Annotated in this window: 10 protein-coding genes; 5 read left to right on the forward strand and 5 right to left on the reverse strand. The window is 69.8% G+C overall.

The features are described from left to right. The 3 genes from VIU94_RS20350 to VIU94_RS20360 form a co-directional block, all read left to right on the forward strand. Positions 1-179, forward strand: a 179-nt coding sequence (locus tag VIU94_RS20350; protein WP_331913272.1) for a GNAT family N-acetyltransferase, incomplete at its 5' end; no start/stop codon positions are given. Positions 180-287: 108 nt separating this feature from the next. Beyond that, entirely contained in the window at positions 288-1,874 is a 1,587-nt protein-coding gene (locus VIU94_RS20355) for a Na+/H+ antiporter (protein ID WP_331913263.1), read from the forward strand. A gap of 42 nt (positions 1,875-1,916) precedes the next feature. Beyond that, a complete protein-coding gene (locus VIU94_RS20360; RefSeq protein ID WP_331913264.1) occupies positions 1,917-2,486 on the forward strand; it encodes a dienelactone hydrolase family protein in 570 nt (189 codons plus the stop codon). Positions 2,487-2,564: 78 nt separating this feature from the next. Here the strand turns inward: VIU94_RS20360 and VIU94_RS20365 are convergent, their stop codons facing one another. The 5 genes from VIU94_RS20365 to VIU94_RS20385 form a co-directional block, all read right to left on the reverse strand. After that, positions 2,565-3,533: a zinc metalloprotease gene (locus VIU94_RS20365; RefSeq protein ID WP_331913265.1), complete on the reverse strand. Its 969-nt coding sequence runs from the start codon at positions 3,531-3,533 to the stop codon at positions 2,565-2,567. Between the two features lie 315 nt (positions 3,534-3,848). Next, positions 3,849-5,498 carry an alkaline phosphatase D family protein gene (locus VIU94_RS20370; protein ID WP_331913266.1) on the reverse strand — a complete coding sequence of 550 codons (1,650 nt, stop codon included), beginning with the start codon at positions 5,496-5,498 and terminating at the stop codon, positions 3,849-3,851. Positions 5,499-5,672: 174 nt separating this feature from the next. Continuing rightward, positions 5,673-6,488 (reverse strand): DsbA family protein, encoded by an 816-nt coding sequence (locus VIU94_RS20375; protein ID WP_331913267.1) that lies wholly within the window; start codon positions 6,486-6,488, stop codon positions 5,673-5,675. Between the two features lie 51 nt (positions 6,489-6,539). Continuing rightward, on the reverse strand, positions 6,540-7,226 hold the full coding sequence (locus tag VIU94_RS20380; protein ID WP_331913268.1) for a hypothetical protein: 687 nt from the start codon (positions 7,224-7,226) through the stop codon (positions 6,540-6,542). 92 nt (positions 7,227-7,318) lie between these two features. Continuing rightward, positions 7,319-8,656 carry a DUF2252 domain-containing protein gene (locus tag VIU94_RS20385; RefSeq protein ID WP_331913269.1) on the reverse strand — a complete coding sequence of 446 codons (1,338 nt, stop codon included), beginning with the start codon at positions 8,654-8,656 and terminating at the stop codon, positions 7,319-7,321. Positions 8,657-8,938: 282 nt separating this feature from the next. Here VIU94_RS20385 and dnaE point away from each other — a divergent pair, with 282 nt between their 5' ends. Continuing rightward, on the forward strand, positions 8,939-12,475 hold the full coding sequence (dnaE, locus tag VIU94_RS20390) for a DNA polymerase III subunit alpha (protein WP_331913270.1): 3,537 nt from the start codon (positions 8,939-8,941) through the stop codon (positions 12,473-12,475). Between the two features lie 66 nt (positions 12,476-12,541). Then, on the forward strand, positions 12,542-13,622 hold a 1,081-nt coding region (locus VIU94_RS20395), incomplete at its 3' end, for a YVTN family beta-propeller repeat protein (RefSeq protein WP_331913271.1).

Consider the following 13,622-nt stretch of genomic DNA (forward strand, 5'->3'; position numbering starts at 1 on the left):
TCGGCGCGGCGCTGGTCCGGGCGATCGAGGACGCGGCGCGCGAGCGCGGTCTGAGCGCCGTCGACCTGCACGCGCAGACCCATGCGCTGGGGTTCTACGAGCGCCTGGGGTACGCGGCGTACGGCCCCGAGTTCCCGGACGCGGGCATCGCGCACCGGGCGATGCGTCGGGCGCTCTAGCCGCCGGCCGCGCACTCCTCGGGCAGCGCGTTCCGGGGGAATCGTCCCGCGGCGTGGCAGGGTTGAGCCTCTGGTCGTCGACGCACCGGAAGGCCTGAGGGGCGCCCCGTGGATCAATTGGCCCTGCTGTTCCTGTTGTTGCTCGGCGCGGTTCTCACCGTGCCGCTCGGGGACCGGCTGGGGCTCCCCGCGCCCGTGCTGATGACCCTCATCGGGATCGCGCTTGCCTACCTGCCCTTCGTCCCGAACGTCGACATCGCGCCCGAGCTGATCCTGCCGCTGGTGCTGCCCCCGCTGCTCTACGCCGCCGTGCAGCGCACCTCCTGGCGGCAGTTCGCCGCCAACCGGCGGCCCATCTTCCTGCTCGCCGTCGCCCTCGTCTTCGTCACGACGGGGGTCGTCGGCTTCGTCGCCGACGCGCTGGTCCCCGGGCTGCCGCTGGCCGCGGCGCTGGCGCTCGGGGCCCTGGTCGCCCCGCCCGACCCGGTCGCCGCGACCGCCGTCGCGGGCTCCCTCGGACTGCCGCGCCGGCTGGTGTCGATCCTGGAGGGGGAGGGCCTCTTCAACGACGTCACGGCCATCGTGCTCTACCACGTGGCGATCGCGGCCGTGGTCAGCGGCTCCTTCTCCTGGCCAGAGGCGCTGGGCCAACTGGTGCTCTCGGCCGTCGTCGCCGTGGTCGTCGGGCTCGTCATCGGCTGGCTCGCCAACCGGCTCATCGACCTGCTCGGGGACGCCACCCTGCAGACCGGGCTCACGCTCCTCGTGCCGTTCGTGAGTTACGTACTCGCTGAGGAGCTGCAGGGCTCCGGCGTCCTCGCGGTCCTGGTGACCGCGCTCTTCCTGGCGGAGCACGCGAGCGACGCCGACGACGTGATGGGCCGACTCGCCGGGCAGACGTTCTGGGAGGTGGTCGACACCCTCGTCACCGGCATCGCCTTCGGGCTCATCGGGCTCGAACTCGTGCATGTCTTCGGCGTGTCGCACGGCCGCGGCTGGACGATGCTCGGCTGGGGCGCGGCCGTGCTCGGGGTCGTCGTCGCCGTCCGGCTGCTGTGGCTGATGCCCGCCACCTGGCTCGCGCAGCGGCTGCACACGCTCCGGGACGTGGACGAGGAGATCCCGCTCGGCCGGCGGGAGGCGATCGTCATGTGGTGGTCCGGAATGCGCGGGGTGGCGTCGGTGGCGCTGGCCCTGGCCGTCCCGCTTCGTACGGACGCAGGCGAGCCGTTCCCCGCCCGGGACGAGATCGTGTTCATCGCCTTCTGCGTGATCATCGGCACCTTGGTCGTCCAGGGCCTGACGCTGCCGTGGCTGGTGAGGCGGCTCGGGGTGGAGGCGGACGCCGACGCCGAGCGCCGGCTGGAGCGCGAGCTCGCGATCCGCGCGGCCAAGGCCGCCAAGCGGAGGCTGAAGGAGATCGAGGAGGTCGAGGACCTGCCGGAGGAGGTCCAGGAGCGGCTGCTGCGCGGGGCGTTCGACATCGGGGCCCGGATCAGCCCCGACATGCTCGGCGACGAGCGGCGCGAGGCGCTGGTGAGGCGGACCGAGCGGCTGAAGGAAGTGCACCGGATCCAGCGGGAGATGATGTCTGCCGCCCGGCACGCGGTGCTCGACGCCCGCAGCGAACCGGGCGCGGACCCGGAGGTCGTGGACCGGGTGCTGCGGCAGCTGGACGTGCGCAGCATGCGTTAGGACGTGCGCGGCACGCGCCGGCACGGGTGGCAGGATGGCGGGATGGACATCATGCTCTTCCACTCCATGTACGGTCTGCGTCCCGCCGTGGAGTCCGCGGCCGAGCGGCTGCGGGAAGCCGGGCACCGGGTCTGGACGCCCGACCTCTTCGAGGGCCGGACCGCGGACTCGGTCGAGGAGGCCATGGCGATCACGGACGGGATCGGCAAGGACGAGCTGCTCAAGCGCGCCGTTCTCGCCGCGGCCCCGCACTCGGAGCGCGGTCTGGTCTACGCGGGCTTCTCGTTCGGCGCGTCCGTCGCGCAGACGCTGGCGCTGGGGGACGAGAAGGCGCGCGGTCTGCTGCTGCTCCACGGCACCTCGGACCTCGCTCCGAACGTGTCCGTCGACGATCTGCCGGTCCAGCTGCACGTCGCCGAGCCCGACGCCTTCGAGTCGGACGACTGGCTGTCCGCCTGGTACCTGCAGATGCGCAAGGCCGGGGCGGACGTGGAGATCTACCGCTATCCCGGGGCCGGGCACGTGTACACCGACCCGGAGCTGCCCGACTACGACGCGGAGGCGGCGGAGCGGACCTGGGCGATCGTGCTGGCGTTCCTGGAGAGCCTGTAGGCACATGGCGGCACGCAGGAAGGGCGCGGCGGGGGCTCAACCCGCCGCGCCCTTCCCATCACGCTGTCAGGCGATGCCTCAGCCGGCGCGGTACGCGGTCCACGCGTCGCTCATCCGCGTGACCTGGCCCGCGGTGAACTGGTACATGCAGTTGTCGTACGTGTAGTCCATGAAGTTGTGGATCGGGTCCACACCCGTCTTGGAGGCGCAGGAGTCGCGGCCGGTCGGGCACTGGTACGCCGGGCTCTTCTCGGCCGGAGTGTCGGCGACGTAGTCGCCGTTTCCGTTGCAGCCGCCCTGGAACGTGTGGTACAGGCCCATCCAGTGGCCGACCTCGTGGGTGGCGGTGTCGCCCTCGTTGTAGTTGGCGGCCGAGCCGCCCGGCAGCGAGGAGTCGAGCACGACCACACCGTCCATGGACGGGCTGGAGTTGTACGAGGACGGGAAGGTCGCCCAGCCGAGCAGGCCGCCGCCGAGCTTCGCGGTGTAGAAGTTCAGCGCGCCGGCGCCGCCCTTGCGCAGGGTGGACTTCATGTCCTTCTCGGCCTGGGAGCCGGAGGTCAGGTTGTACCAGGTGGCGTTGTCCGTGTAGTCGGTCGCGGCCAGCGTGAACTGGAAGTTGGTGTTCACGTTGCCGGTGCCCTGGCCGCTGTAGGCCGCGTTGAGCACTGCCAGCTGGTTGTTGATGTCCGTGGCCGAAAGCTTGCCCTGGGTGCCGCTGTGGATGACGTGGAAGTAGACCGGGATGGTCGCGCCGGCGGTGGCCGAAAGAGCCCGGCCGTTCGTGCGGGCCGCTTCCAGTCTCTTCTTCAGGTCCGCGTCCATGGCCTTGGCCTGGGCGGCGGAGACCTCGTTGGGCTCGGCGGCGTGGGTGCTGCCGGGCTTGGCCTCACGGGCGCTGGAGACGGCGGCGGAGCCGTCGGCGCAGTCCTCGGCGGAGGCGCCGGCCAGGGTGCCGGTGGAGGCGGCCGCGCCGGTGGGCGCGGAGAGGGGGGCCAGGGCCAGGGTTCCGGCCATGGCCACAGCGCCGAGCAGACGACGTGACATACGCGGCGATATACGAACAAGAGCACGCACAGGTGACTCCTCGCGGGGGGTTATGGAGAGGCAATTCCTCGCCATCGCGGGGAGATTACGGGTTCATGTCAGACGTCAAGGAGCGGTGATCAAGCCCAATCATTCAGGGGGCAAATGGGGTCATCCGGAAGAAAAATTTGTGTGGATTCCGGAGTTCGAGACGTGCACGTAACGAAAGACATGACGCGGCGGGTGGTGTGTCCGGATTCGGCCTCCGTGACCCACCACCCGCCGTGACGATGTGATCTTCTGTTAACACTCAACCAGTTGGCTGAAAATCGACCCTCAGCGCACCGGCGCGTACACCCGCTCGACCTTCTGCGTTCCGTTGCGCGTCCGATAGGAGCGTGCCCAGGCCGACGTCGCGTCCTGCCGGGTCTTGTCGGAGACGGTGTAGTAGTCCATCTGCGAGTGCTCGGCGGTCACGTCCAGGACGCCGTAGCCGTGGTGGTCCATGTCCACCCACTTCACATGGCGGTTGGCCGTCTTGACCGCCGCGGCCGCGACCAGGGAGAGCGTTCCCGGGGCGACCTTGAGGATGTCGTCGATGTTGTCCGAGGTCACCGAGGTGACCACGAACTCCGTGGCCGCCGAGCCCGAGAGCGGGTACGTGGCCGCCTTCACCGGCACGTCGTTGGCCCAGGCCATGTGGATGTCACCGGTCAGGAAGACGGTGTTCCGGATGGCCCGCTGGGTCAGATGCGCAAGGAGCTCCTTGCGGTCGTCCGTGTAGCCGTCCCACTGGTCCACGTTGACCGCCAGGCCCTCCTTGGGCAGGCCCAGCAACTCGGCCAGCGGCTCAAGGAGATGGGCGGGCAGCGCGCCGAACGCGACCGGCGAGATCATCACCGAGGTGCCGACCAGCTTCCAGGTGGCGTCCGATCCGGCCAGGCCGGACTTCAGCCAGTCCAGCTGGGCCCGGCCGGTGATCGACCGCTCCGGGTCGTCCACCGCGCCCTTGCCGACGCCCGCCTGCTGTGAGCGGAACGAGCGCAGGTCCAGCAGGTGCAGATCGGCCAGCTTGCCGAAGCGCAGTCGGCGGTAGACCGTGCCCTCCGTCGACGCGCGGACCGGCATCCACTCGAAGTACGCCTTCTTGGCCGCGGCGACCCGGTCCGCCCACGCGCCCTCGGCGCCCGGCGTGTGGTTCTCCGCCCCGCCCGCCCAGGCGTCGTTGGCGAACTCGTGGTCGTCCCAGATCGCGATCATCGGGTGCGCGGCGTGCAGCGCCTGGAGGTCGGCGTCCGTCTTGTACCGGCCGTGCCGGGTGCGGTAGTCCGACAGCGAGACGATCTCGTGGAGCGGCGCGTGCTCGCGCACGACCGTGTCCCCGGCCGCGTAGCCGCCGCTCGGGTACTCGTAGATGTAGTCGCCGAGATGCAGCACCGCGTCCAGGTCGGCGCGGGCGGCGAGGTGGCGGTACGCGGAGAAGTAGCCGGCCTCCCAGTTGGAGCAGGAGACCACGCCGAAGCGGACGCCCGGCGCGGCGGCGTCGACGGCCGGGGTGGTACGGGTCTTGCCGGCCGGCGAGACGGCGCCGCCCGCGGTGAAGCGGAACCAGTAGGCGGTGGCCGGGCGCAGGCCGCGCACGTCGGCCTTCACGGTGTGGTCGGAGGCGGCGGTCGCGGTGGCGGTGCCGCGGGCGACGGTCCGGGAGAAGTCGCGGTCCTCGGCGACCTCCCACTCGACGGCGACGTCGGGGCCCTTGCCGGAGCCGGGCACGGCGTCGGGGGTCGGGGTGACGCGCGTCCAGAGCAGGACGCCGTCGGGCAGCGGGTCGCCGGAGGCGACGCCGTGCAGGAATGCGGGTGCGGAGGAGTCCGCGGTGGCGGGGGATGCGGCGCCCGCGAGCACCGGGGCGGCAACGGCCGTAACGGCGGCGGCCTTGACGACGGTGCGGCGGCTGGGCGCGGAGGATATGAGTCGGCTGGTCACGGGGCGTCAGATTACTGACCGGTATGACGAACGCGTAGGCGAAATCCGGAAAGTTCGCCGAATCTTCGACGGAACGTTGCGATCATCCGCCGCCGGGCCCCGAAACGGGGTCGCGCCCCGACCCCTGGTGGCGGGGTCGGGGCGCGCAGAAGCAGGCGGCGGGCGCCGGGGGCGTCAGCCCTTCAGGGCCTTGCCGATCGCCGCGGTGAACTCGGCTGCCGTCATCGGGGCGTTCTCGCTGCCCGCGGCGGTGACCTTCTTGCCGTCCATCTTCAGCGTCGGCGTGCCCTTCACGCCGCTCTCGTCGAAGGACGCCGACATCTTCATCGCCCACGCGTCGTACGTGCCGCTCTCCACGTTCTTCTTGAACGCCTCGTTGCCCTTCAGGGCGGACACCGAGTCGGCGACCTCGAGGAGGTAGGAGTCCTTGGCGAACTTGTCGTCGTTCTCCTCCGGGTGGAACTTCGCCGAGTACAGCGCCGCCTTGTACTGCATGAAGGCCTCGGGGCTCACGTTCAGCGCCGCGCCGAGCGCCGACAGGGCGTTCTTCGAGCCCTCGCCCCGGGTGGCGTTGTCGATGAAGGTCGCGCCGACGTACTTGATCTTGTACTTGCCGGCGTCGACGTCCTTCTTCACCGTCTCGCCGACGGCCTGCTCGAAGGTGGCGCAGACCGGGCAGCGGGAGTCCTCGTACAGCTCCAGCGTCTTCTTCGCGGCCGGCTTGCCGATGACGACCGTCGTGCCGTTCTCGCCCTCGGTGTTGGCCGGCGCGGTGACGTTCTTGGCGTCCTTCGCGGCCTCCCACTGGGTGGGCTTGTTGGCCTGGACGACCGCGTAGCCGATGCCGCCCGCGATCGCCAGGACGGCCACCGCCGACACACCGACGATCACCTGCCGGCGCGCCTTGTCCTTCTTGGCCTGGCGCTCGCGCTCCGCGCGCATCCGCTCGCGGGCGGCCGCCTTGTTGGCGTGGCTGTTGCGTGCACTCATGATCGTGATCTCCGTACGTGAAAAGACGAAAGGGAAGGGGGACTGCGGTGCTCAGGCGAGGACGAGGCCCGGGCACGGCGGTCCACGCCGTCCGACGGAGTGCACGAGGAGACGGGGGACCGACCGGCGCGGCCGGTCCGCCGGGCACGCGCCGCGCCGCAGCGCCGGGCGCGGGGCGCCGACGAGGGCGGCGACGAGGAGCAGTGGCCGGAACGCGCCTGCGGCGGCCGCGCCGACCAGCCGGGTCAGGGCCCGCTCGCCGTGTCGCAGCCAGGCCGCCGCGCCGAGCCCGACCGCCACATGGGCGGCGAGCAGCAGCCACGGCAGGGCCGGATCGGGGGAGTTCAGCAGGGCCGCCGCGGTGCCGCTCTCAGGGACCGCCACGCCCGGCAGCGGGGCGCCTGCCGCGCCGCCGCACAGGACGTCCACCCCGAACGACTTCAGCGAGCCGGCGACCGGGCCGCCGGCGGGGCCGTAACAGGCGTGCTGGCCCGAGGTGAAGACCGTGTCGGCCGCCAGCTCCAGAGGCACGAGCAGCCCCGCGATCGCGCCGAAGCCCCGCTCCCGGCCGGCCAGCGCGTACGCCACGGCGAAGACGCCGGCCGCCACCGCGACGACGGTCAGCAGGGGGAGCGGGACCCGGGACAGCAGCACATGGGAGGCGGCGGACAGCGTCACGACCACGGCCGTGAAGATCGCCGCCCGCAGCCCCCTCAGCCGCGTCCCTGATATGTCCATAGCGCTGAGAGTCTGCCACGGCTTCCTGTAAGACCGTCCTAAGAAACTCCTGAGAACGGCCACAGGACAGCCACAGCAGGGCCCGGGAGGACCTACAGGCCCGTTATCCGGCCGTTGCGGAACAGGTCGACGAAGATCTGGTGGTCCGCCCGCGCCCGCGCCCCGTACTCGTGCGCGAAGTCGATGAGCAGGTCCGCGAAGCCCTCCTCGTCCGCCGCGATCGCCGCGTCGATGGCCCGCTCCGTGGAGAACGGCACCAGCGAGTGACCGCTCTCGTCGTCCGCCGCCGCGTGCATCGTCGCCGTCGCCCGGCCCAGGTCCGCGACCGTGGCCGCGATCTCCTCCGGGTCGTCGATGTCCGACCAGTCCAGGTCCACCGCGTACGGCGACACCTCGGCGACCAGCTGACCGACCCGGCGTCCTCCCTCTTCGATCTCCGTCCAGCCCAGCCACGGGTCGGCGTGGTCCTGCAGCGCCCGCTGCGAGATCACCGTGCGGTGTCCCTCGTGCTGGAAGTAGCCGCGCACCGCCGGGTCCGTCACATGACGGGACACCGCCGGCGTCTGCGCCTGCTTCATGTAGATGACGACGTCGTTCTCCAGGGCGTCGCTGTTGCCCTCCAGGAGGATGTTGTACGAGGGCAGGCCCGCCGAGCCGATGCCGATCCCGCGCCGCCCGACCACGTCCTTCACCCGGTACGAGTCCGGGCGGGCCAGCGAGGACTCCGGCAGCGTCTCCAGATAGCCGTCGAAGGCCGCGAGCACCTTGTACCGGGTCGCGGCGTCCAGCTCGATCGAGCCGCCGCCCGGCGCGAACCGGCGCTCGAACTCGCGGATCTCCGTCATCGAGTCGAGCAGCCCGAACCGGGTCAGCGCGCGGGCGTCGCGCAGCGCGTCCAGGAGCGCGCCGTCGGCGGTGTCCAGGGTGAAGGAGGGCACCTCGTCGTTCTTCGCGCCGGACGCCAGGGCACGGATCCGCTCGCGGTAGGCCGCCGCGTAGATCCGCACCAGTTCGGTGATCTGCTCGTCGCCGAGCGCCTTGCTGTAGCCGATCAGGGCGAGGGAGGCGGACAGCCGCTTCAGGTCCCAGGTGAAGGGGCCGACGTACGCCTCGTCGAAGTCGTTGACGTTGAAGATCAGCCGGCCGGTGGCGTCCATGTACGTGCCGAAGTTCTCGGCGTGCAGGTCGCCGTGGATCCAGACCCGGCCGGTCCGCTCGTCCAGGAACGGCCCGCCCTGCGCCTCATGCTCCAGGTCCTTGTAGAACAGGCACGCCGTGCCCCGGTAGAACGCGAAGGCGGATCCGGCCATCTTGCGGAACTTGACCCGGAAGGCGGCCGGGTCGGCGGCCAGGAGCTCTCCGAAGGCGGTGTCGAAGACGTCGAGGATCTGCTCACCGCGCTCGGCGGCGGTGGGCTGCGGGACCGACATCGAAGGTGCCTCCTGGTGCAAGACTGTTCATGACAATTGGGACAGGCGTTCTCTGCTGCTCAACGCATGACGGTACGCGGGAGTGCCCACCCGTCGCCCGACCACCACCCCTCATCGAGGGGCTTCGCCCCGAAGAATCCCATCCGCTGTCAGTCCGGAGACGTAGACTTCCACGCTGACTCCCCAGACTGTCCGCAGCCTGCAGTCCGCCCGCCCGTCGCCCGACGACCGCCCCTCATCGAGGCGCTACGCGCCGCAGTTTTCTCCCGGAGGCCTCCCACCGTGACCAAGCCGCCCTTCACGCACCTCCACGTCCACACCCAGTACTCGCTGCTGGACGGTGCCGCGCGGCTGAAGGACATGTTCAACGCGTGCAACGAGATGGGCATGACCCATATCGCCATGTCCGACCACGGCAACCTGCACGGCGCGTACGACTTCTTCCACACGGCCAAGAAGGCGGGCGTGACGCCGATCATCGGCATCGAGGCGTACGTCGCCCCGGAGTCCCGGCGGAACAAGCGGAAGGTCCAGTGGGGCCAGCCGCACCAGAAGCGGGACGACGTCTCCGGTTCCGGCGGTTACACCCACAAGACGATCTGGGCGGCGAACGCCACCGGGCTGCACAACCTCTTCCGGCTCTCCTCCGACGCGTACGCCGAGGGCTGGCTGCAGAAGTGGCCCCGGATGGACAAGGAGACCATCGCCCAGTGGTCCGAGGGTCTGATCGCGTCCACCGGCTGCCCCTCCGGCGAGTTGCAGACCCGGCTCCGGCTCGGCCAGTTCGACGAGGCCCTGAAGTCCGCCTCCGAGTACCAGGACATCTTCGGCAAGGACCGGTACTTCCTGGAGCTGATGGACCACGGCATCGAGATCGAGCGTCGGGTCCGTGACGGCCTCCTGGAGATCGGCAAGAAGCTCGGCATCCCGCCGCTGGTCACCAACGACTCGCACTACACCTACGCGCACGAGTCGACCGCGCACGACGCCCTGCTCTGCATCCAGACCGGCAAGAACCTCTCCGACCCGGACCGCTTCCGCTTCGACGGCACCGGCTACTACCTGAAGTCCACGGACGAGATGTACGCCATCGACTCCTCGGACGCCTGGCAGGAGGGCTGCGCCAACACGAAGCTCGTCGCCGACCAGATCGACACCATCGGCATGTTCGAGGCGAAGAACCTCATGCCGAAGTTCGACATCCCCGAGGGCTACACCGAGGTCACCTGGTTCCGCGAGGAGACCATGCGGGGCATGGCCCGCCGGTTCCCCGGCGGCATCCCCGACGACCGCATCAAGCAGGTCGAGTACGAGATGGACACCATCATCTCGATGGGCTTCCCCGGCTACTTCCTCGTCGTCGCCGACTTCATCATGTGGGCCAAGAAGCAGGGCATCGCCGTCGGCCCTGGCCGAGGCTCCGCGGCCGGCTCGATCGTCGCGTACGCCATGGGCATCACCGACCTCGACCCGATCCCGCACGGCCTGATCTTCGAGCGCTTCCTCAACCCCGAGCGCATCTCGATGCCCGATGTCGACATCGACTTCGACGAGCGTCGGCGCGTCGAGGTGATCCGCTACGTGACCGAGAAGTACGGCGCCGACAAGGTCGCCATGATCGGCACCTACGGCAAGATCAAGGCCAAGAACGCGATCAAGGACTCCGCGCGCGTCCTCGGCTACCCGTACGCCATGGGCGACCGGCTCACCAAGGCCATGCCCGCCGACGTCCTCGGCAAGGGCATCGACCTCGACGGCATCACCAACCCGACCCACCCGCGCTACAGCGAGGCGGGTGAGATCCGGGCGATGTACGAGAACGAGCCGGACGTCAAGAAGGTCATCGACACCGCCAAGGGCGTCGAGGGTCTGGTCCGGCAGATGGGCGTGCACGCGGCCGGCGTGATCATGTCCAGCGAGCCGATCGTCGACCACGCCCCGATCTGGGTGCGCCACACGGACGGCGTGACCATCACGCAGTGGGACTACCCGCAGTGCGAGTCGCTCGGCCTGCTCAAGATGGACTTCCTGGGCCTGCGAAACCTGACCATCATGGACGACGCCGTCAAGATGGTGAAGGCCAACAAGGGGATCGACCTCGACCTCCTGGCGCTGCCGCTGGACGACCCGAAGACCTTCGAACTGCTCCAGCGCGGCGACACCCTCGGCGTCTTCCAATTCGACGGCGGGCCCATGCGGTCCCTGCTGCGGCTGATGAAGCCCGACAACTTCGAAGACATCTCCGCCGTGTCCGCCCTGTACCGGCCTGGCCCGATGGGCATGAACTCGCACACGAACTACGCCCTGCGCAAGAACAAGCAGCAGGAGATCACTCCGATCCACCCGGAGCTGGAGGAGCCCCTCAGGGAGGTCCTCGACGTCACCTACGGCCTGATCGTGTACCAGGAGCAGGTGCAGAAGGCCGCCCAGATCATCGCCGGCTACTCGCTCGGCGAGGCCGACATCCTCCGTCGCGTCATGGGCAAGAAGAAGCCCGACGAGCTGGCGAAGAACTTCACCATCTTCCAGGCCGGCGCGCAGAAGAACGGCTACAGCGACGCGGCCATCCAGGGCCTGTGGGACGTGCTGGTCCCGTTCGCCGGCTACGCCTTCAACAAGGCGCACTCCGCCGCGTACGGGCTGGTCTCGTACTGGACCGCGTACCTCAAGGCCCACTACCCGGCCGAGTACATGGCCGGGCTGCTCACCTCCGTCGGTGACGACAAGGACAAGATGGCGCTCTATCTGTCCGAGTGCCGCCGGATGCGCATCCAGGTGCTGCCGCCCGACGTGAACACCTCCGCCGGGCCGTTCACCCCGGTCGGCAAGGACATCCGCTTCGGCCTGGCCGCGGTGCGCAACGTCGGCGCGAACGTGGTGGCTTCGATCATGCGGTACCGCGAGGAGAAGGGCGAGTACGCCGACTTCTACGACTTCCTGTCCAAGGTGGACGCGGTGGTCTGCAACAAGAAGACCATCGAATCGCTGATCAAGGCCGGCGCCTTCGACTCGATGGGGCACCCGCGCAAGGGCCTGCTCGCGGTGCACGCCGACGCCATCGACGCGTACGCCGACGTCAAGCGCAAGGAGGCCGTCGGCCAGTACGACCTCTTCGGCGCGGGCTTCGGCGAGGCCGACACCGGCGGCAGCACCACGGTCATGCCGACGATCGGCGAGGGGGAGTGGGACAAGCGGGACAAGCTCGCCTTCGAACGCGAGATGCTCGGCCTCTACGTCTCCGACCACCCGCTCTTCGGCCTGGAGCACGTCCTCGGAGCGGCGGCCGACACCACCATCGCCGCCCTCGCCGAGGAGGGCGGGGTGCCCGACGGTGCCGTGGTCACCCTGGCCGGCATCCTCTCCGGGGTGCAGCGCCGGGTCACCAAACAGGGCCGGGCCTGGGCCTCGGCCACCCTGGAGGACCTGGCCGGCGGGGTGGAGACGCTGTTCTTCCCGAACACCTACGAGGTGATCGGGCAGTACATCGCCGAGGACGCGATCGTGGTGGTCAAGGGCCGGGTGGACCGGCGCGACGACACCCCGCGGATCATGGCGATGGACATGTCCATGCCCGACATCAGCAGCAACCCGGCGAACAAGCCGGTCACCCTGACCATCCCGGTGCACCGCTGCACGCCGCCGTTGGTGGAAAAGCTCAAGGAGACCCTGGTGCTGCACCCCGGCGACACCGAGGTGCACGTCAAGCTGCTCAACGGCGGCAAGGTGACCACGCTGCGCCTCGGGCCGTTCCGGGTGGCCGCCACCACCGCGCTGATGGGTGACCTGAAGAGCGTTCTCGGCCCGGCCAACGTCAGCTGACCCGTCGGCCCGACGGGCTGTCGGATACCCACCGCTGTCGGAGTTTTTGTCCGTTATCGTCAGTGGGTGCCCAGTAGCCGCCTGCTGGCCGTGGCCCCGGTCCTGGCCCTGTCAGTCGGGCTCGCGTCCTGCACCAGCCGTGAGCCCAGCGCGGAGGCCCGGACCAGCCCGTCCCCGGTCGCCCCGACGCACGCCGCCCTCGGGCCGCTGGTGACGGGCATGCCGACGTACCCGGCGGCCGGCAACGTCTATGCCGCGGCCGGTCCCGACCAGTTGGCCGAGCGGGTACGCGGCGACCGGCCGATGGTCTACGTGCCGAACACCAAGAGCAACGACGTCTGGATGATCGACCCGGCGACCTATCAGGTGGTGGGGAAGTTCGCCGGCGGGCCGGAGCCGCAGCACGTCGTGCCCTCCTACGACCTGCGCACGCTCTACGTGGCGTCCAGCCAGACACCCAGGGGCGGGCTGGTCCCGATCGACGCCCGGACCGGCGAGCCGGGCAAGTTCATGAAGCTCGAGGACGTGTACAACCTCTACTTCACCCCGGACGGCAAGCAGGCGATCGTGGTCGCCGAGGCGTACAAGCGCCTCGACATTTACGATGCGGCCACGTGGCGGCGGGTGAGATCGGTCCGGTTCCCCGAGTGCGGGGGCATCAACCACATGGACTACTCCGCCGACGGCAGAACGATGTTGTTCAGTTGCGAGTTCGCCAACCGGATGCTCGTACTGGACACCGCCACCCTGCGCAAGGTGCGCGAGTTCCGGCTCACCAAGGCGGCCGACGGCATGCCGCAGGACACCCGGCTCACGCCCGACGGGCAGCACTTCCTCGTCGCCGACATGCGCGCCAACGGGGTGTACGTCTTCGACGGTCAGGCCACCCGGCAGTCCGCGTTCATCCCCACCGGCCGAGGCGCGCACGGCATCTACTTCAGCCGGGACGCCCGGCTGGCGTACGTCACCAACCGGGACGAGGGCAGTGTGACCGTACTCGATCTGGCCAGCCTGAAACCCACCACGACCTGGCGGATCCCCGGCGGCAGCCCCGACATGGGCGGTCTCTCGGCCGACGGCAAGGAGCTCTGGCTCTCCGGGCGCTACCACGACGAGGTGTACGCGTTGAGCACGGAGACCGGCAAGT

The sequence above is a fragment of the Streptomyces sp. genome (assembly GCF_036566765.1).
GTDB lineage: Bacteria > Actinomycetota > Actinomycetes > Streptomycetales > Streptomycetaceae > Streptomyces.

Coding starts and splice junctions, on each gene's coding strand:
- VIU94_RS20380 (WP_331913268.1), bottom strand. CDS start 7,226: ATGGACATATCAGGGACGCGGCTGAGGGGGCTGCGGGCGGCGATCTTC.
- VIU94_RS20375 (WP_331913267.1), bottom strand. CDS start 6,488: ATGAGTGCACGCAACAGCCACGCCAACAAGGCGGCCGCCCGCGAGCGG.
- VIU94_RS20360 (WP_331913264.1), top strand. CDS start 1,917: ATGGACATCATGCTCTTCCACTCCATGTACGGTCTGCGTCCCGCCGTG.
- VIU94_RS20385 (WP_331913269.1), bottom strand. CDS start 8,656: ATGTCGGTCCCGCAGCCCACCGCCGCCGAGCGCGGTGAGCAGATCCTC.
- VIU94_RS20365 (WP_331913265.1), bottom strand. CDS start 3,533: ATGTCACGTCGTCTGCTCGGCGCTGTGGCCATGGCCGGAACCCTGGCC.